18 protein-coding genes, 2 tRNA genes and 2 pseudogenes are annotated in these 23,741 nt (G+C 45.2%); 16 read left to right on the top strand and 6 right to left on the bottom strand.

What is annotated here, in order from left to right; genetic code table 11:
• Window positions 1-264: 264 nt before the first annotated feature.
• A pseudogene (locus DBK98_RS23595) lies at window positions 265-650 on the top strand (sigma factor); the annotation flags it as partial.
• Between the two features lie 114 nt (window positions 651-764).
• A pseudogene (locus tag DBK98_RS06955) lies at window positions 765-3,002 on the top strand (TIM-barrel domain-containing protein).
• A 66-nt stretch (window positions 3,003-3,068) separates the two neighbouring features.
• Here the strand turns inward: DBK98_RS06955 and DBK98_RS06950 are convergent.
• Window positions 3,069-4,316, bottom strand: a complete 1,248-nt coding sequence (locus DBK98_RS06950; RefSeq protein WP_050503191.1) for a MutS family DNA mismatch repair protein — start codon at window positions 4,314-4,316, stop codon at window positions 3,069-3,071.
• 163 nt (window positions 4,317-4,479) lie between these two features.
• Between DBK98_RS06950 and DBK98_RS06945 the strand changes: the two genes are divergently transcribed.
• Together DBK98_RS06945 and DBK98_RS06940 are read left to right on the top strand one after the other, a co-directional pair.
• The gene (locus DBK98_RS06945) at window positions 4,480-6,402 is read left to right on the top strand and encodes a biosynthetic peptidoglycan transglycosylase (protein WP_032536154.1); all 1,923 of its coding nucleotides are present in this window, start codon (window positions 4,480-4,482) and stop codon (window positions 6,400-6,402) included.
• A 550-nt stretch (window positions 6,403-6,952) separates the two neighbouring features.
• Window positions 6,953-7,306, top strand: coding sequence for a hypothetical protein (locus DBK98_RS06940; protein WP_005778857.1), 354 nt, complete (start codon window positions 6,953-6,955; stop codon window positions 7,304-7,306).
• A gap of 591 nt (window positions 7,307-7,897) precedes the next feature.
• Here the strand turns inward: DBK98_RS06940 and DBK98_RS06935 are convergent.
• The 4 genes from DBK98_RS06935 to DBK98_RS06920 form a co-directional block, all read right to left on the bottom strand.
• Window positions 7,898-8,794, bottom strand: a complete 897-nt coding sequence (locus tag DBK98_RS06935) for a hypothetical protein (protein ID WP_032536156.1) — start codon at window positions 8,792-8,794, stop codon at window positions 7,898-7,900.
• Window positions 8,795-8,803: 9 nt separating this feature from the next.
• Window positions 8,804-9,472 carry a DUF4476 domain-containing protein gene (locus DBK98_RS06930; RefSeq protein WP_032536157.1) on the bottom strand — a complete coding sequence of 223 codons (669 nt, stop codon included), beginning with the start codon at window positions 9,470-9,472 and terminating at the stop codon, window positions 8,804-8,806.
• A 14-nt stretch (window positions 9,473-9,486) separates the two neighbouring features.
• Complete coding sequence (locus DBK98_RS06925) at window positions 9,487-10,116, bottom strand: DUF4476 domain-containing protein (RefSeq protein WP_005778861.1); 630 nt, start codon at window positions 10,114-10,116, stop codon at window positions 9,487-9,489.
• Between the two features lie 102 nt (window positions 10,117-10,218).
• Complete coding sequence (locus tag DBK98_RS06920; protein ID WP_005778864.1) at window positions 10,219-11,058, bottom strand: S1 RNA-binding domain-containing protein; 840 nt, start codon at window positions 11,056-11,058, stop codon at window positions 10,219-10,221.
• A gap of 220 nt (window positions 11,059-11,278) precedes the next feature.
• On the opposite strand from DBK98_RS06920, the gene DBK98_RS06915 reads away from it, so the two are divergent.
• Window positions 11,279-12,280 (top strand): malate dehydrogenase, encoded by a 1,002-nt coding sequence (locus DBK98_RS06915; RefSeq protein WP_005778865.1) that lies wholly within the window; start codon window positions 11,279-11,281, stop codon window positions 12,278-12,280.
• A gap of 424 nt (window positions 12,281-12,704) precedes the next feature.
• Here the strand turns inward: DBK98_RS06915 and DBK98_RS06910 are convergent, their stop codons facing one another.
• Window positions 12,705-13,442 carry a potassium channel family protein gene (locus DBK98_RS06910; RefSeq protein ID WP_005810725.1) on the bottom strand — a complete coding sequence of 246 codons (738 nt, stop codon included), beginning with the start codon at window positions 13,440-13,442 and terminating at the stop codon, window positions 12,705-12,707.
• A gap of 218 nt (window positions 13,443-13,660) precedes the next feature.
• On the opposite strand from DBK98_RS06910, the gene gadC reads away from it, so the two are divergent.
• The 11 genes from gadC to DBK98_RS06855 all read left to right on the top strand — a co-directional run bounded on the left by gadC (window position 13,661) and on the right by DBK98_RS06855 (window position 23,736).
• The gene (gene gadC / locus DBK98_RS06905) at window positions 13,661-15,247 is read left to right on the top strand and encodes a putative glutamine/gamma-aminobutyrate antiporter GadC (RefSeq protein WP_032531757.1); all 1,587 of its coding nucleotides are present in this window, start codon (window positions 13,661-13,663) and stop codon (window positions 15,245-15,247) included.
• Between the two features lie 393 nt (window positions 15,248-15,640).
• Window positions 15,641-15,713 (top strand) — tRNA-Phe (locus DBK98_RS06900).
• 12 nt (window positions 15,714-15,725) lie between these two features.
• A tRNA-Pro gene (locus DBK98_RS06895) sits at window positions 15,726-15,798 on the top strand.
• A 364-nt stretch (window positions 15,799-16,162) separates the two neighbouring features.
• On the top strand, window positions 16,163-16,636 hold the full coding sequence (locus DBK98_RS06890; protein ID WP_005778877.1) for an arginine repressor: 474 nt from the start codon (window positions 16,163-16,165) through the stop codon (window positions 16,634-16,636).
• A 33-nt stretch (window positions 16,637-16,669) separates the two neighbouring features.
• On the top strand, window positions 16,670-17,248 hold the full coding sequence (locus DBK98_RS06885; protein ID WP_005778879.1) for a GNAT family N-acetyltransferase: 579 nt from the start codon (window positions 16,670-16,672) through the stop codon (window positions 17,246-17,248).
• A gap of 13 nt (window positions 17,249-17,261) precedes the next feature.
• On the top strand, window positions 17,262-18,467 hold the full coding sequence (locus tag DBK98_RS06880; protein WP_005778881.1) for an argininosuccinate synthase: 1,206 nt from the start codon (window positions 17,262-17,264) through the stop codon (window positions 18,465-18,467).
• Window positions 18,464-19,432: an N-acetyl-gamma-glutamyl-phosphate reductase gene (gene argC / locus DBK98_RS06875; protein WP_005778883.1), complete on the top strand. Its 969-nt coding sequence runs from the start codon at window positions 18,464-18,466 to the stop codon at window positions 19,430-19,432. The genes DBK98_RS06880 and argC overlap by 4 nt, the downstream gene beginning before the upstream one ends.
• 6 nt (window positions 19,433-19,438) lie before the next feature.
• Window positions 19,439-20,563: an aspartate aminotransferase family protein gene (locus DBK98_RS06870; RefSeq protein ID WP_005778885.1), complete on the top strand. Its 1,125-nt coding sequence runs from the start codon at window positions 19,439-19,441 to the stop codon at window positions 20,561-20,563.
• A gap of 112 nt (window positions 20,564-20,675) precedes the next feature.
• Entirely contained in the window at window positions 20,676-21,449 is a 774-nt protein-coding gene (proC, locus tag DBK98_RS06865; RefSeq protein ID WP_005810731.1) for a pyrroline-5-carboxylate reductase, read from the top strand.
• A gap of 59 nt (window positions 21,450-21,508) precedes the next feature.
• Window positions 21,509-22,063: a helix-turn-helix domain-containing protein gene (locus DBK98_RS06860; protein ID WP_005778890.1), complete on the top strand. Its 555-nt coding sequence runs from the start codon at window positions 21,509-21,511 to the stop codon at window positions 22,061-22,063.
• A gap of 17 nt (window positions 22,064-22,080) precedes the next feature.
• A complete protein-coding gene (locus DBK98_RS06855; RefSeq protein ID WP_032531776.1) occupies window positions 22,081-23,736 on the top strand; it encodes an AMP-binding protein in 1,656 nt (551 codons plus the stop codon).
• Window positions 23,737-23,741: the final 5 nt, after the last annotated feature.

Raw genomic sequence — 23,741 nt, 5'->3', positions numbered from 1 at the left:
AAATATCCTTAGCTATCAACAGATTAAGTTCTCTCTATGGAACTCTGTGTTACTCTGTGGTGAATAATGACACACCCCCTATCTTTTTTACCCTGTTGCCCGCACAAAATAAAGGGCGAAATTCACATTCCACCCTTTATCAATCAAAATTACAATCTAAGAGTAAGTTACACCACGACCGGACAACTCACCCGTTTATCCCTGTACAAGTAATGTGCCAAGTATACAACTATCTAATTATCAGCATATATATAAAACAAAGAGATGTTCAGCAACGGACATATCACTTCCATTAGCGGACATTTTATATCAGAAAAAAGGAAAACACACACCTTTTAATCCTCTTTTGCTTTTTTTTTCATACCTTGCAGCGCATTTAGATAATACAGAAAAATACCCAGGTACGGAATATTAGGATGGACGACTTAAATATCAACAGTTTTAATGCTCTCCATACTCTCTACTACAGAAAGTCTTTCTTGTTTGCCAGATCGTATGTACACGACGAACAGGCAGCAGAAGACATCGCTGCCGAAGCCCTGATAAAGCTATGGGAGAAGCTGAAATCTGATATTATAAATTCTCCCCAAGCTATGTTACTCACTATCCTGAAGAACAAATCACTGGATTACCTGCGTCTGGAACAGAATCCATAAAAGGAGAATCTTATTGAAGCTGCTTCGTCCGGGTATGCGAGGGTTCCTCGTATGAAATGAAAATACAGATACAGCCTGAACAGTTCAATTAACGAAAATAAAAACGACATGAGAAACATCCAACGAACCATTCTCCGGATAGCCGGGCTACTCTTCTGCCTGCCGTCCTTCTGTTCAAATCCGGTAGTTATAGGCAACAGCCGGTTCACGTTCATCACCGACCATCTGGTGCGTATGGAGTACGCACAGCAGGGACAGTTCCTGAATGACTCTACACTCTTCGCTGTCGACCGCACTCCCAGATGTACCGACGTAAAAGTGGAGAGAAAAGAGGGCAACCGTTACGTAATGACCACCCCCGTCCTGCGCATCGAGTACTACAACGACGGATTCCCCTTCGGGCAAACCAACCTGTTTGTCTACTTCAGAAACGGAAACGCACCCAAAGAGACGCGTTGGTACATAGCCAGCCGCCAAAGCCGGAACCTGCTGGGACCGGTGACCACGCTCGACGATGTAGACGGCCCCATCGACCGACAGGAAGGATTATTGAGCCGCGATGGATGGTACCTGATTAACGACACCGACAAAGAAATCCTGAAAAACGGATGGGTCACCGAACGCGACCGCAGCCATGTACAGGATTTGTATCTGTTTGTTTACGGCAATGACTACAAGGCAGCCCTGAAATCGCTTCAGGCAGTCAGCGGTCCGTCACCGATGACCCGCAAATATGTACACGGTTCCTGGTATTGCCGCTGGTGGAATTATACGGACGAAGACTACCGTCAACTGGTACGTGAATATCGCGAACACGACTTCCCACTCGACATCATGGTGTTCGACATGGGATGGCATACGCAAAACGCCAAAGTGGGAACCGGACATGCCGGCACACGCGGCTGGACGGGTTACAGCTGGAACCGGAAACTGATTCCGGAACCGGAGAAGCTGATAAGCGACTTCAAAGACGACCATATTTACGTGGTACTGAACGAACATCCGCACGACGGTATCCGCCCGCACGAGGACAGCTACAAAGCATTCATACGTGACCTGGGAGCAGATACGCTGAAAACCGGCGTACCCTTGTTTGACGCAGGCGACCGCAATTATATGAATGCCTTCATGAGACATGCCCATCAGGAAAGCGACTCCATGGGTGTAGCATTCTGGTGACTCGACTGGCAACAAGATTATCTGTATCCGCTGGTACGGGGTACAAACATGAAACACCTTCCCTGGCTGAACCACATTTATTATAACTACTCGGCCGGTAACCGCCTCCGCGGCGCAGGATTCAGCCGTTGGGCAGGTTGGGGAGACCATCGCCATCCGATCCAGTTCTCCGGAGATGCCGTGGGCAACTGGGACTTGCTCCGCTTTGAGGTTGACCTGACGACTACCAGCGGCAATGCGGGCTGTTTCTTCTGGGCACACGATCTCGGTGGATTCTATGACGGAACCGATCCGGAACTCTATACCCGCTGGACACAATTCGGACTGCTGAACTCTTCACTCCGCATCCACTCGGTATATGACAAGAAACTCGACTGCCGCCCCTGGCTTTGGGGGACAGAGGCAGAAAAGGCCATGCACAGGATTTATCACCTGCGCTCGCAGCTGATGCCCTACATTTACTCCTCCGTCCGCCAGTGCCATACGGATATGTTGCCGCTCAACCGGGGCATGTACATCGAATATCCGGAAGAAGAAAAAGCCTATCAATATCCGGGACAATTCCTGTTCGGAGATCTCTTACTGGGTGCCCCCATCACTACAAAAGGCAAAGGAGAGAAGAAAACAGCCACACAAGAAGTCTGGCTGCCGGGCGGAACAAGCTGGTATAACTTCTTCACCGGCGAGAAACAAGAGGGTGGACAAGTCATAAAGACAGAAAGCCCACTGGACGAATTCCCCTTGTTTATCAAAGGAGGCCATCCGCTGCCGATGCAGCCATATACGGAAAGAATGTGCTCCACCCCGCTCACCGAACTGACCGTGCGTTGCTATCCGGGAGAAGAGGGAGCGGACAACACTTACACCCTGTACGAGGATGACGGACTGACGCAGGATTATCTGGCCGGCAAGTATGCCACCACCCGCCTCAACTATCAGAAGACCGGAGAACAAACAATCATCACCGTGTCGCCGGCAGAAGGAACCTATGAAGGGCAGCCCCGGAAACGTGCTTACCGGATTGAACTGCCGGGAGTCACGACACAAGCCCGCATACAGGTGAACGGTAAAAAGGTAAGAGCCACTCCGGATAAGGAATTAAACGGAATTGTAGTGCAAGTCAAGGTTACGGACATCCGTAAACCGATTGTAATCAAGATACAGTAATAACACGAGGATGTGCCGGGAACCCGTCAGGCTGTGGCAGGCTCCAGGCACACCCTCTATATCCGATTACTGCATTCCGGCAAGTTCTCTCTTCACAATCCAGTATCCGACCCTGGACTCCGAAATACCCGGCTTCACTTTATGGTTACATACCAGTTCGTCATCTGTTATGGCAGATTCCAGGTAATAAAAGCAACAAGAATCGTCTCCATCCAGCCTCCGGGCCAGTTCTATGATATGCGTGGATATCAGGAAACGGCTGTGAACCTTCTCCCTGAGCACTTCGGTCACGGCTACCGATGCTTCAAAAGCATCCCGTGCATTGGTCCCCCTGAACAATTCGTCGAACAGCACAAAACAATGGTTACCTTCATTAATCTGTTGCAACACCTCTTTCACCCGGAGTACTTCCGCATAAAAATGACTGCGCCCATCCCTTAACGAATCCGGAAGATTGATAGAAGTAAAGATACCATCAAACACCGGACAGACCATAGAAGAAGCGGGCACCGGAAATCCGGCATGAGCCAGCCATACGGCGGACGCTATCGCTTTCAAGGTCGTGGATTTACCGGCCATATTTGATCCTGTAAAAATACAGATATTCCCATGCTCCATATCCCAGTCGTTCTTCACCGCATCTTTCACCTGAGGATGGTAAAAGTCACGAAGCACAAATTTGCCATCGGTCGTAAACGTAGGAAAACACCATCCTTTCGCAACAGCCGTACGGTGCATGGTACGGATGGCATCCAATTGATATACAATCGAAAGAAGATCAGCAATGGTATGGTTGCGCCGATAGCGGAAAATATAATCCAGCCGGTCGGTCCGGTAAAAACCGTCCTCCTGTCCGCAGGATTCTACCATTTTGCCCAACTCCGTAGCCTGATAAGTCTCCAGGACAGTAGCTACCATGCTGCGGATTAACCGGGGAGAAAGTTCGGTCACATGATCCGCAAAAATCTTCAGTTCCAGCAAGACGTTTTCAAGCAACTTTGTTCCTCTCTGAATGATATAGCGTTCGGGAGTGCTTCTGAACACCCTGAAAGCACGTGATAAAACAGATTCCAGATAAGTAACCCTTGTCGGACGGTCTCCCTGACTAAGATAAAACTCTATAAAATCCAGCTCTTCCCGACAAATACGTATTTCGGGGAAGTCCGGACACCGGATTGCCTCCTGCCTTTCATGCAGCATCTGCCAATCGGATATGGGATGGGTTGCCCAATCTTCCAGACACCTCTTTCCTCCGTCACTTTCCGTCATGTCAAAGAGCGAGAAAAGAGTTTTCTCGCCATACGTACTCTCCATCACTCCTAAGTCATTGAGAGTCTGTCTATCTGTTCGTAGTTGTTTCACGGTATCTCATATGATCGATTTCTCAAAGATAGAATATTTTTCCGGAAAGAGCATCATCCATCCTCCCGGAATTGTATAACTTTGCAGCCGATAAATCCGTAGTTTACATATCATAATGGGAAAATATCGTACGAAAGGGAGCATCGCTCTCATCATTACAGGAAGTGTCCTGATCCTTGTTCTGACAGGTTTATATTGGGGACGCAACGGAATTCTCTGCCGAATGGTTGGCAAGCGGATACTGCGCACCGAACAAAAATACGGATTATCCATCCGCTACGATGCCTTGCGAATGAAAGGGCTGAACGAAATCGAGCTGAGCAATCTTTCCGTAGTCCCTGACAAGCGGGACACCCTCCTCACCCTGCATGCCCTGAACATGCGCCTCAGCTTCTGGAAACTGCTACGCGGAAAGATCGAAGTACGCAACGTAACCGCCGACCGGCTGAAAGTTTCATTCATCAAAGCAGACAGCACAGCAAATTATGACTTCCTCTTCCTGAAAAAGGAACAGGAGGTACCGGCCGGTTCGGCACAAGCCGACTATGCCCACAGAGTGAACAGGATACTGAACCTGCTCTATGGTCTCTTACCCGAAAACGGAACACTGCGTCAAGTCGACGTCAGCGAACGGAAAGACCGTAACTTCGTAGCTATCCGCATCCCGCAATTAAGCATACGGCAAAACCATTTCAACTCCGATATCGAAGTACAGGAAGATTCGGTAAGCCAACATTGGACCACCTGTGGAGAGGTAAACCGAAGCCACCACACGCTAAAAGCCGAACTTTATGCACAGCATAAGGAAAAAATCGCCCTCCCCTATCTCAAACGCCGTTTCGGTGCGGACATTCGCTTGGATACCCTTACCTATAGCCTGACTGAATCGGAAGGAAACAGCGGTCAGATTATACTGACAGGACAAGCAGCAGTCAACGGACTTGAAGTGTATCACAAAGCTCTTTCCCCTCAAACAGTCAATCTGGACCGCGGACAAATATCCTACCGGGTGCTTGTGGGTAAAGAGTTCGCCGAACTGGACAGCACAACCTTGGTGCAATTCAACCAGATGCAGCTTCATCCTTATCTGAAAGCTGAGAAGAGAGAACACCAATGGCACTTCACAGCAGCTTTAAACAAGTCCTGGTTTCCGGCAAACGAACTTTTCGGCTCACTCCCCAAAGGACTATTCAGCAATCTGGAAGGGATAAAGACGGACGGCGAACTGTCCTATCATTTCTTGCTGGATGTGGACTTTGCCCTACCGGACAGCCTGAAGCTGGAATCGAAACTAAAAGAGAGAAACTTCCGCATCGTGAAATACGGAGCCACAGACCTTGGTAAAATGTCGGAAGAGTTTATCTATACGGCTTACGAAAACGGACAGCCGGTACGCACTTTCCCCATAGGCCCCTCTTGGGAACATTTCACGCCACTGGACAGCATCTCTCCACTATTGCAAATGTCTGTGATGCAAAGTGAAGACGGAGCTTTCTACTATCACCGGGGCTTTCTTCCCGATGCCATGCGTGAAGCATTGATACAAGACCTGAAAGTGAAACGTTTTGCCCGTGGGGGAAGTACCATCACCATGCAGCTGGTAAAAAACGTATTCCTGAACCGGAACAAAAACATCGCCCGGAAACTGGAAGAAGCCCTGATCGTCTGGCTGATAGAAACGGAACGTCTCACTTCCAAAGACAGGATGTACGAAGTATATCTGAACATAGTGGAATGGGGGCCGCTTGTCTACGGAGCACAGGAGGCTGCTGCCTACTACTTTAAAAAACGCCCGTCTCAACTGACAGCCGAGGAGTCCATCTTCCTGGCATCCATCATTCCGAAGCCCAAGCATTTCCGAAATTCGTTCACCGGTGACATGAAACTGAAAGAAAACCTGGAAGGCTATTATCGATTGATAGCCGAACGACTGGCAAAAAAGGGAGTTATCAGCGAAGCGGCGGCGGACAGTATCCGCCCGGAGATAAATGTGACCGGCGAAGCAAGGAAAGACTTGGAGAGAGACAGCATACAGTAATTTATCAGATACCAAAAGCAGAATAGGGGGGAAAGTCACCACAGAGGACACAGAGGACACAGAGTGAATTTTAAGTCATTGATTAGTAAAGTTGTTAATCTGTGATAATCTATGTGTGAAAAGGCTTTTGACACATCCCCATCCTAATTGATTTATCTGCTAAGAGAGCATTTACCGACACAGAACCGTTATTTCTTTGTTAAGTCCCCCTATACAAAGGGTATTCAGCAAACAATTCCACCGCAAAAAGTGTTTCATTGTACATTTTTTAGCCGTTTGCTATGGTAATTCAAAAATTATCACCATCTTTGTGGTGAACTATTATCAATTTTTTGTTGGCGAAACTAAGAGATACATCTCTTTGTTTTAAACTGGCTACGGGCGTATTACATGTATATGTCCGTAGCTTCAGGATAAAGACGGCTCTGCCCCCGTGTCTAATTCCGTAATGGGTTAGCATATGTTATTTCTTTGTTTCGCATCGAAATTGATATAGTTCAGCGGGTCAGCAGGGCCGTTCATTTTTCCCTGCCCGATATACGTTTGAGCTATGGGCAAACAATCTACTATCAAAATCTTGTCTTTCCACCGGCGCAGAACCAACGCAAACGGTTGGTATCGGTTGGATTTTATTTTTCAGCGAGGTAAAAAGATTCTGCATTATACACTCTCTACCCGGGATTACGAATATGCAGAGTGTTTCTGTTCACCTTCCCATATAGAACGTGCAGACATGATTGTCTTTGTAGCCGAACTTCTTTTAGAAATTCATAAAGTGAAATATTCGTGCCTGAAACGTACACCAAGCCAGGCGTATGCCACTTCCAAATATATATCCCGGATCAATCAAATATGCAAAAAGAACCATTATCACAAAACGCCTGTCATTATAGACGGGCTATAGTACTTTGATCTTTCATAATAAATTCTCTTTTATAATTGACTTTAAATCTAAATCCGACTCACCAAACCAGTTAACTCGTCGAACCGCTGCCACTCTACCCCCCGGAGGACAGCGGTTCTTTTTCTTTCATTTAACCAGTTCACATGAATCGTTTCTCTATTCTATTTCATATTTAATCATCTAATTATCAATATTTAATCATCCATGTCGGTATCTTTATCTCGTCCCGTATACCCGGGCTTATAAGCCCGGGTATACGGACTCATGGGCACGTGTACCCGGGCTCATGGGCACGCCTGCCCGGAACCGGATGCAGATTGCACCATTTCCGGTTAAACAACAAGGGAAAACGAAATGCTTTAAGAGGTGTATTTGCTTAAGCAAGGCGTATCTTTCGGCTGATGACCAGCATTTTACGCCTTATTTTTGCCTTAAAACAGTAGGTGGAAGATGGAAGATACGGGTGGAAGATAAAGGGCTGAAAAATGCGATCTTCCACCCGGATATTTCTTTGATTATTAGAGTAATAAACGCAAAAAGGTGGAAGATGGAAGATCGAAATGCAGACAAATAAAATTCGTCGAACTGACGTTATTTATCCCGGCTCCCTCTTTCCGACGAGCGGGAAGAAGAACTACGGCTACTGCCTGAAGAAGAATTTCCATTGCTGCGTCTGCTTGAAGAAGAACGCTCAGAGACTGAACTTCGGGTGCCATTATTACTCTTCACCCTCTCCTGGCTCCGGCTACTACTGCGTCTGCTATCCGTACGTTCAGGAGTCACCCTATTGGGAGTTGCCGAACTCCTCGGAGTCACCCTGTTTTTATCTCGTGAGGCAGAACTTTCCCTCCGCACATCATTCCTCCGCACATCATCTCTCCGTGCCGAATTAGGACGTATAGTTACCGTACCGAAATCGGAACGACGGTGCGTGTTATAATTCCGGTGATCTCTTATGCTGTGGGAACCGGAATAGAAATCATGCCGGTAACGTCCGCGATAATAGCTGTTATGATAGTGCGTACGATAGTGTCCGCCGCAATAACTGCTATAGTGGTAAGGCTTACCGAAATAGAAGTGGTTATGGTTTGTATACCGGATATAGACCCGGAAGCTCCAGCCTCCGCCATTGGCGTAAATCGGGCGATAGAAATAATCCACCCCTATAAAACGCCGATACTGTGAAGCAGTCAGCACCCATCGTAAGTCATCGTTACGAATATCCAACGTGCGATAGTATTTATCGAGCGCCCACTCTTCTCCCCGCATCACATCGTCCATCAGATAACGGATGGAGTAAACAAAATCATAATTGATTTCGTATACATCATTATATTGTCCCGTACTCAGGTTCAATTCATAGGCCATCTTGTCGGTAAGGAAACGAGTCTCCTTACGAATGCGGCTATTGCTCATGGCAGCCATGCTCACACTACTTACAGCAGTGATTCCGATGGCCAGAAAGAATATCAGTACTCGTTTCTTCATATCTCAAGTCTATTTAGTTCTATTATAATTCTTCACAAAATCCTTCACAGTACTCCGATTCGACAGGAAGTCCAGTTCATCTACTGCTATGGAGAAGTTATCTTTATCCACTACACTCGGGTAAAGTATCTTCAGCACCTTAGTGCGGTCATCATCAAAGCTATAAAGTTTTATCAGTCTACGGCATTGCTCTGAAGTAAACCCGGTAGAACTCGCTGCTTTTTCGATAAAGTCCGTCCTGTCCGAGTCGAATGTTTTACTCTTTGCATCATTCAGGAAGCGGGCAAATTCATCATTTCTCATTGCCCTGTAGCTATAGGAATGCCCCACTTCCGAAGCGGAAACTGTACCGCCAATACCTAAAGAGAAAGATGGAGCGGGAGGAACAGTGGGTGCACCGTCCTTGAACGAATCCAGCCCTATGACACGGTTGTCTATAAAGTTAACGCAAATCACCGAAGGCCCTGCTTTGGAAAGGTACCCGCGATATTCCCACTCTTCCATGCCACCATCAAAGCGTCTGTAGTTCGGTTCTCCAAGAATGGTTTTCACCTCTTGTTGCGTCATTCCTTTCTGAATACCCATCAGTTGGCTGTTCCTGAAATCTGCCAACAGGCTGGCACAACTACTCATGACAACGAGCAAGAGTAGTATTGCTGAAACATGTATCTTTTTCATAATTTATATAGGTTTTAGTTACGTTGACTATGGTATTTTCTCACAAATTCGTTCATCTTATTCTTATCGGACTGAAAGGTCAGACTCTCAATAACCAGATAAAAATTCGGTTTATCAACAATCCGCGGATACATGGCCTGCATCAGCTTTATTTTTTCACTGTCGAAACTGAACAACTTAACCAACTGGAGGCATTGATCGGAAGTAAAGCCGGTAGAGACAAGCGTAGTCTCGATCAGTTTATTGCGGTCAGAATCGAAAGGCTTATCTTTCACTGTTCTCAGAAAGCGGTCGAACTCTGCACGGTTCATCACCACATCATATCCGTATCCGGGACGCCCCTCTCTACCTACCCGGATATCCCGTATGTTCATACCGGGATTTGACACCCATTCCTGAAACAACAAATCTCCTTTTACACTCTGTCCGGTGCGCGGGATATAGCGCGCGGCATATACCTCTATGCGGTGTCTGCCCGAATAGTTGGCTATGAAGCAAGTCTCTGTCGGCGTGCATATCTGTTCGCCATCCATAAAGACAAGAATCGCCTCACCTGCACTCTGGATATTTATTCCGCTGATTCTTCCGGCTTGTGCCATAAATGCAGCGAACAAGAAACAAAGGGTTATGATTACTTTTCGCATATCGTTTAGTTTTTATTGTTTTTAATATCACAAAAATAGGGTGAGGAAACTCCCCACCCTAATGATTCTGTCTATTCATACGTAGGGTTTTCCCTATTCAGTTTAGGGACGAACCAACTCGATTCCGTCTTCGTGGAGCAGGATCAGACGTTTCTTATATAAGTCGCCAACGGCTTTCTTGAATGTCTTCTTACTGACGCCAAAAACATCGTAAATCTCTTCGGCGGGGCTCTTGTCATTCAATCCGATCCGTCCGCCGTGGTCTGCAATATAGCGGTAAAGTGTTTTTGAGAAATCATCAACTTTCTCAAAACCCGGTTTCTGGAGAATCAGGTCTATCTTGCCGTCTTCGCGTACCTGCTTAATATATGCTTTCAGCGTATCGCCCGTATGTAAGGTCTGAAAGATCTCACTATCATACAGCAAACCACTGTACATATTCTCAATGATCGCCTTAAACCCAAGATCCGTCTTCTGCCAGATAAGTATGTTCACCTCTTCGCCCGGCTGATAAGGAGCTTTCTCTTTGGACAAATAGCGGTCTACCTTGGCTGAAGCTACGATGCGGAAACTTTCATCGTCAATGTAGGCATGAATGACGTATTTATTCCCTACCTGCATCTTCATCTTCTGCTCACTGAAAGGGACAAACAGGTCCTTCATCAGTCCCCAATTGAGGAAAGCTCCGAACTGATTGACCCAGGATACCTCCAGACACGCAAACTCGCCTACTTGTACCAAAGGTGTCAGCGTAGTGGCTATCAACCGTTCTTCATTATCCAGATAGAGGAAGACGTTCAACCAGTCTCCCACCTTACAATCTTCGGGCACATAACGGGTAGGCAGCAGAATTTCGCCTTCTTCTCCGCCATCCAGATACATACCGAAATCTACCTGCTTGACTACCTCAAGCTGGTTGAATTTTCCTAATTCAATACTCATAATCTTCATTCAGTTTGTGACAAAGATAAATAAAAAACAGACGTAAGAATAATAAGCCGTCGAAAAACATATCGCTGCATCTGTTTGTTATCATCCGCAGACGATAACTTTTCATTATAGCGCAAAACTTTTTTCGATAAACAACCTGCGTTTAAACGAGTTATCTTTGCACCGGAAACAAGAAACAAAGCAATTGTCGAATTAAAAAAAGATATAAATTATGGAATTCTTAACCAACGAAAAACTTACGATCGTAGGAGCTGCCGGAATGATTGGCTCTAACATGGCACAGACTGCCCTGATGATGAAACTGACTCCGAACATTTGTCTGTATGATCCTTATGCACCAGCTTTGGAAGGTGTAGCCGAGGAGCTGTACCACTGTGCGTTCGAAGGCGTAAACCTGACTTACACTTCAGATATCAAAGAAGCTTTATCAGGTGCGAAGTACATTGTGTCATCCGGTGGTGCTGCCCGTAAAGCAGGCATGACCCGTGAAGACTTGTTGAAAGGTAACGCAGAAATCGCAGCCCAGTTTGGTAAAGATATCCGCCAGTATTGCCCGGATGTGAAACATGTGGTCGTAGTGTTCAATCCTGCCGATATCACCGGACTGATTGTACTGCTCTATGCCGGCTTGAAACCGTCACAGGTATCCACACTGGCCGCTCTGGACAGCACCCGCCTGCAAAACGAACTGGTGAAGTACCTCCATATCCCCGCATCCGAAATTGTAAACTGCCGTACATATGGCGGCCACGGAGAACAGATGGCCGTATTTGCTTCTACCACTAAAGTACAAGGTGAAGCGCTGACCAAGATTATCGATACTCCACGCATGCCTATGCAGGATTGGGAAGATCTGAAAGTACGCGTTATTCAAGGTGGAAAACACATCATTGATCTGCGCGGACGCTCTTCATTCCAAAGCCCGGCTTATCTGTCTATCGAAATGATCGCGGCAGCCATGGGCGGACAACCTTTCCGCTGGCCGGCAGGCACTTATGTATCTGACAAGAAGTTCGACCACATCCTGATGGCAATGGAAACTTCCATCACCAAAGAAGGCGTTAGCTATAAAGAAGTACAAGGTACTCCTGAAGAGCAGAAAGAAATGGAAGAGAGCTACGCTCACTTATGCAAACTGCGTGATGAAGTGATAGCTATGGGTATCCTTCCGGAAATCAATAAATGGCACGAGCTGAACAAGCATATAAATTGATGACATCATACAAAGTTTAATTAGTTGGAATACTGCCTGTCTGCCATATGTGGATGGGCAGTATTTTTAGTTTTATCCGGAAAACATCGACTTGGGCGACCGCCTCAGTAACACTGATAACCAGCAGATTATATTTACCTGAATTTCCCCTTTCTATGTAAAACCATTTACCCCGGCATGTAAAAGCATTTACCTCGGTATGTAAAAGCATTTACCTCGGTATGTAAAAGCATTTACCTCGGTATGTAAAGCCATTTACCCCGGTACGTAAAAGCATTTACCCCGGTATGTAAACGGAACCGGCATTCGACGTGACAGATGCCCTCCCATAGGGTACGCACTCCAATGACGCATTCTCCGGATAGAGTTATTTCCCTCTCTCTATATCAACTCCCGTCCCTGCGGGACAGAGAGCTGAAAAGCCTTACTTTTGTTTACTGTCATCGGCCGCCTCCAACTGCTTGTAATATTCTTCTTTCTCTTTATTCTTCTTCTGAATCAGACTGGTGACATAAACAGTAAAGATCGGGAACATCATCATACCCAGTGCAGCCAGCAGCACCGAGAGTACACGTCCCGTCACGGTGACGGCAATGATGTTGGAACCAACCGTAGTCACATCCATAAATGCCCACCAGAGCGCATCTCCGTAACCGGTCACCAGCGGGTTGACTTTATGCTCAAGCACAAAGAAAGCCAGACTGGAAAAATAGACAGTGGCAAGCAGCATAGTCAAATAAGAGACAAACAGACCGGAAGCCTTATTATAAGTGAGCCAACCTACCACAATGGCCATCGCATACCCACCCCGTACTAAGGGAACGAAACGAATCATATAAGTCACTTCGGGAGAGAAAGTCCATCCCATATACGATATAATATTCTGGTAGGGTATCGCCACCAGCAGGAAAATGAAGTGTGTACTGAGATAGTGCCATTTGTTTTTCGAAAGAAACAATTCGAGAATAAAGTCGAACAGGAACAAGACACAAATCCACAACTGGACTTTCATATATACCGACTGAGTATAAAAAGGGATGCCCTTGAATGTATCAATCGAAATACTGATGACCAGAAAAAGAGAAAGCAGCAGGATGATGACATGCAGAATGCCGTAGATCCCTTTCTTCCGTAAAGAAAAATCAGAAAGAGCCATTTTCATAAGCACTGATATTTTATGGGTTATTTTTAATTATGCAAAAGGAACAAGAGTCATACACGATTTGTTTGATATCGAATCAAGATCAGGAGAAAAACCGGTTTTCTCACTCTTGGCCGATGTTAATTAACCAAGTTTGACGTTAGTAAACTGAAACATCTTACGTTAAACGTTGTTATAGACACTGACTTAAAAATATTTTTCACTTAAAACCTTAACTTATGGCAAATATTAAACAAGCAGTGAAACTGGGGGTATTCACCCTGGCGATCATGAACGTAACGGCAGTAGTATCCCTACGTGGACTTCCTGCCGAGGCCGTATATGGAATGAGTTCGGCCTTCTATTATCTTTTCGCAGCTATCGTATTCCTTATTCCGACATCACTCGTTGCGGCGGAATTGGCTGCCATGTTCCAAGACAAACAAGGTGGTGTGTTCCGTTGGGTAGGCGAAGCATACGGAAAAAAATTAGGATTCCTTGCCATCTGGGTACAATGGATTGAAAGTACGATCTGGTATCCGACTGTATTGACATTCGGTGCCGTATCCATCGCTTTCATCGGAACAAATGACGCACATGACATGACACTGGCCAGCAATAAATACTACACACTGGCCGTTGTGCTTATCATCTACTGGCTGGCTACCTTCATCTCACTGAAAGGTATGGGATGGGTAGGTAAAGTAGCTAAAGTAGGTGGTATGGTCGGAACAATTATTCCGGCTGCCCTGCTGATTATTCTGGGTATTGCCTACCTGGCATCCGGAGGTCATTCCAACCTCGACTTCCACAGCAGTTTCTTCCCCGACCTGACCAACTTTGATAACGTGGTGTTAGCAGCCAGTATCTTCCTCTTTTATGCCGGTATGGAAATGGGCGGTATCCATGTAAAGGATATGGAAAACCCGTCAAAAAACTATCCGAAAGCTGTATTTATCGGTGCATTTATCACCGTAATCATTTTCGTATTGGGTACATTCTCACTGGGTATCATTATTCCGGCCAAGGACATCAGCTTGACACAGAGCTTACTTGTAGGTTTCGATAATTACTTCAGATATATCCATGCCTCCTGGTTATCACCAATCATCGCCATCGCCCTTGCATTTGGTGTGTTGGCAGGTGTATTGACATGGGTTGCCGGTCCGTCAAAAGGTATCTTTGCCGTAGGTAAGGCCGGTTATATGCCTCCGTTCTTCCAGAAGACCAACAAACTGGGTGTACAGAAAAACATTCTGTTCGTTCAGGGTGGTGCTGTTACCGTATTGAGCCTTTTGTTTGTGGTTATGCCTTCCGTACAGAGTTTCTATCAGATTTTGTCACAGTTGACAGTTATTCTTTATCTGGTGATGTACTTGCTTATGTTCTCCGGCGCCATCTATCTGCGCTATAACATGAAGAAGGCCAACCGCCCGTTCCGTATCGGTAAGAAGGGTAATGGTTTAATGTGGATTGTAGGCGGCCTGGGCTTCCTTGGCTCATTGCTGGCATTCATCCTCAGCTTCATTCCGCCCAGCCAGATCTCTACCGGCAGCAACACTGTATGGTTCTCAGTATTGATCATCGGCGCACTGGTTGTAGTCATTGCTCCGTTCATCATCTACGCAGCAAAGAAACCATCATGGGCCGACCCCAACAGTACTTTTGAACCCTTCCACTGGGAAGCACAAGCCAAACCGCAAGCAGCTCCTGTTACTGCAACAGTATCCGGCCCGGCTGTAAGCGGTGCTAACACTTCTACCAATACTACTTCTGCACCGTCAGCAGGTTCTGCTCCTTCTGATAAGGACACTCCGCAAAAGTAAAGTTAAAAGGAAATATCTATCTACCTGAATGAAAGAGGTTGTATCCGGAGATTTAATCTAAATTCTACCGGATACAACCTCTTATTTCTTTGGAGAAACCATTCAGGATGTCAAAGGAAGAGTAAACCTTTATTTTACTAAAAATGACTACATTTAAAAAAACCTTTCCTCCTAATAATACAGATGGCAAGTTATGTCCCCAATTAACGCCCTGTCCTATGTATAGAAACGTATCAATTAATGTCATTTTCATCAGAAATGTATATTATATCCATCTTAAAATCCGGAAGAGAAAGATGCTCTTCACCTCGTTTGAGCAAATATTTTATATTTTCTTTGCCAAACTATTGCAGTATTAAAAATTATACCTATCTTTGCACCCGCAATCACAAAGGTGCCATAGCTCAGTTGGTAGAGCAAAGGACTGAAAATCCTTGTGTCCCCGGTTCGATTCCTGGTGGCACCACTTTGCAGATAGCGGAATGTAGCGCAGTTGGTAGCGCACTACGTTCGGGACGTAGGGGTCGGGCGTTCGAGTCGCCTCATTCCGACATTCGCATAGACAAGCCGTTCAAATTGAGCGGCTTGTCTGTTTTTTTTAGAGGAATAATTGAATTATATTAAAAACAACAGTTTTCCTAATCTTCCTTTCCATACAACTATCCACCTCCCAATCAGTTCTGATTCCATAGAAATATATCTTCACCTTATTTATATATCGCTTCTAATCAGAATTCAGCAATTCATAAAAACTACATAACCATTCAAGCATAGATATATTCATGCTACTATTTCTGCATATTTCCACAACATATGCTATGTTTATGTATAAAAAGAGTAAAAAAACAGCCTTTTATGCATACTATTTCCAAATTATTGCATACTTTTGCGCCATTCTTAGAATAATTATACAAGATGAAGAAGAAAGCAAACCGGTTAGATGCCATAAAAATGATTATCTCCAGTAAAGAAGTAGGTTCACAAGAAGAACTCTTGCAAGAATTAGGACAGGAAGGATTCGAACTGACACAAGCCACTCTTTCACGTGACCTGAAACAACTGAAAGTAGCCAAAGCTGCCAGCATGAATGGCAAATATGTATATGTATTGCCCAATGACATCATGTACAAACGGGTTGGCGACCAAAGTGCCAGTGAAATGTTAATGAATAATGGATTTATCTCCCTTCAGTTCTCCGGAAATATTGCAGTAATCAAAACCCGCCCCGGATACGCGAGCAGCATGGCTTACGACATTGATAACCGTGAGTCGGATACCATTCTGGGAACGATTGCCGGAGACGATACCATCATGCTGGTGTTGCGCGAAGGAGTGACTCCCACTGCCGTACGAAGTTTCTTGTCTCTCATTATTCCGAATATCAACTAACTAACAACAATTATACTCTACACTAAATCAAAAATGGACACTCAACAAATAGATGTTATGGTAGCCGACGCCTCGCATGAGGTTTACGTTGACACTATTTTGGAGACAATCAGAAACGCAGCAAAAGTACGCGGAACCGGAATAGCAGAACGTACACATGAGTACGTAGCCACCAAAATGAAAGAAGGAAAAGCAATCATAGCCCTCAGTGGAGATGTGTTTGCCGGATTTACTTATATTGAATCATGGGGAAACAAACAATACGTTGCTACATCGGGATTGATTGTACATCCCGACTTCCGGGGATTAGGATTGGCCAAACGTATCAAACAGGCCTCTTTTCAGTTGGCTCGTTTACGATGGCCGAGAGCTAAAATATTCAGTTTGACCAGTGGTGCGGCCGTGATGAAAATGAACACGGAACTGGGATATGTACCGGTCACATTTAATGAACTGACCGATGACGAAGCTTTCTGGAAAGGATGTGAAGGTTGCACTAACCATGAAATCCTGGTGGCAAAGAATCGTAAATTCTGTATTTGCACCGCCATGCTATATGATCCGGCAGATCCGCATAACATTAAAAAGGAACAAGAAAGAAATAACATTTAAAAAATACAGCACTATGGAACAGAAAAAGAAAGTAGTGGTTGCATTCAGCGGAGGTCTCGATACCTCGTTCACTGTAATGTACCTGGCTAAGGAAAAAGGATATGAAGTGTACGCTGCATGCGCCAACACAGGCGGTTTCAGCGAAGAACAACTGAAGCAGAACGAAGAGAATGCCTACAAACTGGGTGCTGTGAAATATGTCACCCTCGATGTCACTCAGGAATACTACGAAAAGAGTTTGAAATACATGATATTCGGCAACGTACTGCGTAATGGCACTTACCCGATTTCTGTTAGCTCCGAACGCATCTTCCAGGCACTGGCCATTGCACGTTATGCCAAGGAGATTGGTGCAGAAGCCATTGCACATGGTTCTACCGGAGCAGGAAACGACCAGATTCGCTTTGACATGACTTTCCTTGTCATGACTCCAGGTGTAGAAATCATTACGCTGACTCGTGATATGGCCCTAAGTCGTCAGGAGGAAATCGATTACCTGAACAAAAATGGTTTCGAAGCCGACTTTACGAAGCTGAAATACTCTTATAACGTCGGATTATGGGGTACTTCCATCTGTGGAGGAGAAATTCTGGACAGCGCACAGGGATTGCCCGAAACAGCTTATCTGAAACAAGTCACCAAAGAAGGTAGCGAACTACTGCGTCTTGAATTTAAAAACGGTGAGCTTCATGCTGTAAACGGTGAAGTCTTTGAAGACAAGATTGCAGCCATCCAGAAGGTGGAAGAAATAGGTGCAGCTTACGGTATTGGTCGTGATATGCACGTAGGAGATACCATCATCGGCATTAAGGGACGTGTTGGATTTGAAGCAGCTGCCCCGATGCTTATCATCGGCGCACACCGGTTCCTCGAAAAATATACGCTGAGCAAATGGCAACAATATTGGAAAGACCAAGTAGCCAACTGGTATGGCATGTTCCTTCACGAAAGCCAGTATCTGGAACCGGTAATGCGTGATATTGAAGCAATGCTACAGGAATCTCAGCGCAATGTAAACGGTACTGCAATCCTTGAACTCCGCCCCTTGTCATTCTCCACCGTTGGTGTAGAGTCACAAGACGATCTGGTAAAAACCAAATTTGGTGAATATGGAGAAATGCAAAAGGGTTGGACAGCCGAAGACGCTAAAGGCTTCATCAAAGTAACTTCTACCCCGCTACGTGTTTACTATGCTAACCATAAAGACGAAGAAGTATGATAAAAGCAGGAATAATTGGCGGAGCAGGATACACGGCAGGCGAACTTATCCGCCTGCTTATCAACCATCCCGAAACCGAAATCATATTCGTTAACAGTACCAGTAATGCCGGAAACAAAATTACCGATGTGCATGAAGGACTTTACGGAGAGTGCGATCTGGTCTTTACCGACGAACTCCCGTTAGAAGACATCGATGTGCTTTTCTTCTGTACCGCCCATGGAGATACAAAGAAATTTATAGAAAGTCACAACATTCCGGAGGATCTGAAAATCATTGATTTATCAATGGACTACCGCATTGCTTCACCGGATCATGACTTTATTTATGGCCTGCCGGAATTAAATCGCCGTGCAACCTGCACAGCAAAACATGTAGCCAATCCGGGATGCTTTGCTACTTGTATCCAATTAGGATTACTTCCATTGGCAAAACATCTGATGCTAAACGGAGATGTAATGGTAAACGCTATTACAGGAAGCACAGGAGCAGGAGTAAAACCTGGAGCCACCAGTCATTTCAGTTGGCGAAACAATAATATGAGCGTGTACAAAGCTTTTGAACACCAACACGTTCCCGAAATCAGGCAATCGCTGAAACAATTACAGAATAGTTTTGATTCAGAAATTGACTTCATCCCTTACCGGGGTGATTTTCCCCGCGGTATTTTTGCTACTTTAGTCGTAAAAACAAAGGTAGCATTAGAGGAAATTGTACGCATGTATGAGGAATATTATTCCAAAGACTCGTTTGTACACATCGTAGACAAAAACATAGACCTGAAACAGGTAGTAAATACCAATAAATGTCTGATTCACCTGGAAAAACACGGTGATAAACTATTGATCATTTCTTGTATTGACAATCTGTTGAAAGGTGCATCCGGGCAGGCAGTCCATAACATGAACCTGATGTTTAATCTGGAGGAGACGGTAGGCCTGCGCCTTAAACCCTCTGCATTCTAAAAAGCAATGAACCTATTTGACGTATATCCCCTTTTTGATATAAACATAGTAAAAGGAAAAGGTTGTCACGTTTGGGATGAAAACGGCACGGAATATCTGGATCTCTACGGAGGACATGCTGTCATCTCGATCGGACATGCTCACCCGCATTATGTTGACATGATTAGCAAGCAAGTGGCAACACTGGGCTTCTATTCAAATTCTGTAATCAACAAGTTACAGCAACAGGTAGCCGAACGTCTTGGAAAACTATCCGGATATGAAGATTACTCCCTATTCCTGATCAACAGTGGTGCCGAAGCAAATGAAAATGCACTGAAATTGGCCTCGTTCCATAACGGACGGACCAAAGTAATATCTTTCGGCAAAGCTTTTCACGGGCGTACTTCGCTGGCGGTAGAAGCTACAGATAATCCTAAGATTATAGCTCCGATCAATGCCAACGGGCATATAACCTACCTTCCGCTAAACGATACGGAGGCGATGAAAGCCGAACTGGCAAAAGGAGATGTTTGTGCTGTCATTATTGAAGGCATACAAGGAGTAGGCGGTATCAAAATACCAACAACCGAATTCCTGCAGGAACTTCGTAAAGCCTGCACTGACAACGGCACAATCCTGATCTTGGACGAGATACAAAGCGGTTACGGACGTAGTGGCAAATTCTTTGCCCACCAGTATGCCGGAATCAAACCTGACATAATCACTGTTGCCAAAGGTATTGGAAACGGATTTCCCATGGCAGGAGTACTGATCAGCCCGATATTCACACCGGTATATGGCATGCTCGGGACTACTTTTGGTGGCAATCATCTGGCTTGCTCCGCTGCACTGGCGGTGATGGATGTCATTGAACAGGAAAAGTTGGTAGAAAATGCAGCCGACATCGGTACCTATCTGTTAGAAGAATTGAAAAAATTCAGAGAAATCAAAGAAGTTCGCGGATGCGGACTTATGATCGGAATGGAGTTCGACCAACCGGTAAAGGAAATCCGCAACCGCTTGATTCACGAACAAAAAGTATTTACCGGTGCCAGTGGTACGAATGTAATCCGTTTGCTACCTCCTCTCTGCCTCAGCAAGGCAGAAGCCGATGAATTCCTTGTCCGGCTAAGAAAAGTACTCGGTTAATAATCAGCATCCTTATAAGGAAAGTGAAAAAGTGAAAATACCTGCCACGTTTGCTCGTATTTTCACTTTTTACTTATACCTTTGTCAGAAACAGACTAAATAATTATAAAATATGAAAGTAGCTATCATTGGTGCAGGAAATATGGGAGGCTCCATTGCCTGCGGACTGGCAAAAGGCAAGCTGATCTCGGCTTCCGATATTATAGTGTCCAACCCCAGTGCCGGAAAACTGGAAGCGTTGAAAAAAGAATTCCCTTCTATCACTACCACTCGCAATAATGCAGAAGCTGCTATCGGTGCTGATATTGTGATTTTGACCGTGAAACCCTGGCTAATCAGAAGTGTGCTCCGCGAAATGAAACTAAAAAGCAAACAGATTCTCGTTTCCGTTGCAGCCGGAATCAGCTTCGAACAATTGGCGCATGATGTCGTTGAACCAGAGATGCCCATGTTCCGTATTGTCCCCAATACAGCTATCAGCGAACTACAAAGTATGACACTGATAGCTTCACGAAATGCCGGACACGATCTGGAAACACTGATGGTCAACCTCTTCAGTGAGATGGGGATGGCTATGATTTTGCCTGAGGACAAGCTGGAAGCAGCTACTGCTCTAACCTCTTGTGGCATTGCTTATGTACTGAAATATATTCAGGCTGCTATGCAAGCAGGTATTGAAATGGGAATCCGTCCGTCGGATGCCATGGATATGATTGCGCAATCTGTAAAAGGGGCTGCCGAACTGATACTGAACAACGATACCCATCCGAGTGTAGAGATTGACAAAGTGACTACTCCCGGCGGAATTACAATCAAAGGTATCAATGAGTTAGAGCATAATGGATTTACCTCTGCCATTATTAAAGCAATGAAAGCATCAAGATAGTGATTATCTAATTTTAATCACAAAAAACAAAAACATTAATCACTAAACACTAAATTTATATGGACGACCAAATTAAACAAATAGCAGAACGTCTGCGTGGACTACGTGACGTACTTGAACTGACAGCTGAAGACATCGCCCGTGATTGTGAGATTTCAGCGGAAGAATATCGTCTTGCAGAAACCGGAGATTACGACATCTCAGTAAGTATGCTGCAAAAAATCGCACGTAAATACGGCATAGCTCTTGATGCTCTGATGTTCGGAGAAGAGCCTAAGATGAGCAGCTATTTCCTGACACGTGCAGGTAAAGGAACCAGTATAGAGCGTACCAAGGCGTATAAATACCAATCATTAGCGGCGGGCTTTATGAACCGAAACGCCGACCCGTTTATCGTAACTGTCGAACCAAAACCGGACAACGAACCGATACACTATAATAGCCATGGCGGCCAGGAGTTCAACTTGGTACTTGAAGGTCGCATGATGATCAGCATAGATGGAAAAGACCTGATACTAAACGAAGGAGACAGCTTGTACTTCAACTCAAAACTGCCCCATGGAATGAAAGCACTGGATGGAAAAACAGTGCGCTTTCTGGCAGTAATCATGTAATTATTTAAATGAAGAAAATGATAGATAGATTTTTATCGCAAACTTCCTTCAGTTCACAGGAAGATTTTGTCAAGAACTTAAAGATAAATGTTCCGGAAAACTTCAACTTCGGATACGATATAGTAGATGCCTGGGCTGCTGAACAGCCAGACAAACCGGCTTTGTTATGGACCAATGATAAAGGTGAACAACGCCAGTTCTCTTTTGCGGATATAAAACAATATACAGATCAGACAGCATCCTACTTTCAAAGTCTGGGCATCGGACATGGTGATATGGTCATGCTGATATTGAAACGACGTTACGAATTTTGGTTCAGCATCATCGCTTTGCATAAGCTGGGAGCCGTTGTTATCCCTGCCACCCACCTGCTAACCAAGAAAGACATCGTATATCGCTGCAATGCAGCCGATATAAAGATGATCGTAGCAGCCGGAGAAGAGGTTATTACTAAACATATCATAGATGCCATGCCGGACTCTCCTACAGTGAAACATTTGGTAAGTGTTGGCCCTGAAATAGCAGAAGGATTCGAAGATTTTCATCAAGGCATTAAAGATGCAGCCCCTTTCGCTAAACCGGAACATCCAAACTCCAACGATGATATCTCTTTGATGTACTTCACCAGCGGAACGACCGGTGAGCCCAAAATGGTTGCACATGATTTCACCTATCCGTTGGGACATATTGTCACCGGTAGTTTCTGGCACAATCTGAAAGAGAACAGCCTTCATCTCACCATCGCCGATACAGGTTGGGGAAAAGCTGTATGGGGAAAGCTGTACGGACAATGGATAGCCGGAGCTAATGTTTTCGTCTACGACCACGAGAAGTTTACTCCAGCCGACATATTGGAGAAAATACAAAACTACCATGTTACTTCACTTTGTGCCCCTCCCACAATCTTCCGTTTTCTGATTCACGAAGATCTGACCAAATACGATCTTTCTTCCTTGGAATATTGCACGATTGCCGGTGAAGCATTAAATCCGGCAGTATTCGATACATTTAAGAAACTGACAGGCATCAAACTGATGGAAGGGTTCGGCCAAACGGAAACAACACTAACAGTTGCCACCTTCCCCTGGATGGAACCGAAACCGGGAAGCATGGGAGTCCCTAACCCCCAATATGATGTTGACCTGATAGACTATGAAGGCCGTTCGGTAGAGGCTGGCGAACAAGGACAGATTGTTATTCGGACTACTAACGGTAAACCGTTGGGACTGTTCAAAGAGTATTATCGCGACGCTGCGCGTACACACGAAGCATGGCATGACGGCATCTATTATACAGGTGATGTGGCCTGGAAAGATGAAGACGGCTATCTTTGGTTTGTAGGGCGTGCCGATGACGTAATAAAAAGCTCCGGTTACCGTATCGGACCGTTTGAAGTAGAAAGTGCGCTGATGACCCACCCTGCTGTAGTGGAGTGTGCCATCACTGGTGTACCCGATGAAATTCGAGGGCAAGTGGTAAAAGCAACTATTGTGCTGGCAAAAGATTATAAAGAACGTGCAGGTGAAGAATTGATAAAAGAACTCCAGAACCATGTGAAAAAAGTAACGGCTCCTTATAAGTATCCACGTGTCATTGAATTTGTAGATGAATTACCCAAAACTATCAGTGGCAAAATCCGGCGGGTGGAAATCCGTAAGAATGATGAGAAATAGCCCAA

This window comes from Bacteroides sp. PHL 2737 (assembly GCF_004115325.2).
GTDB classification, from domain to species: Bacteria; Bacteroidota; Bacteroidia; order Bacteroidales; family Bacteroidaceae; genus Bacteroides; species Bacteroides hominis.
The sequence above is the reverse complement of the archived record's forward strand: the minus strand, read 5'-3'. Positions and strand labels throughout refer to the sequence as shown.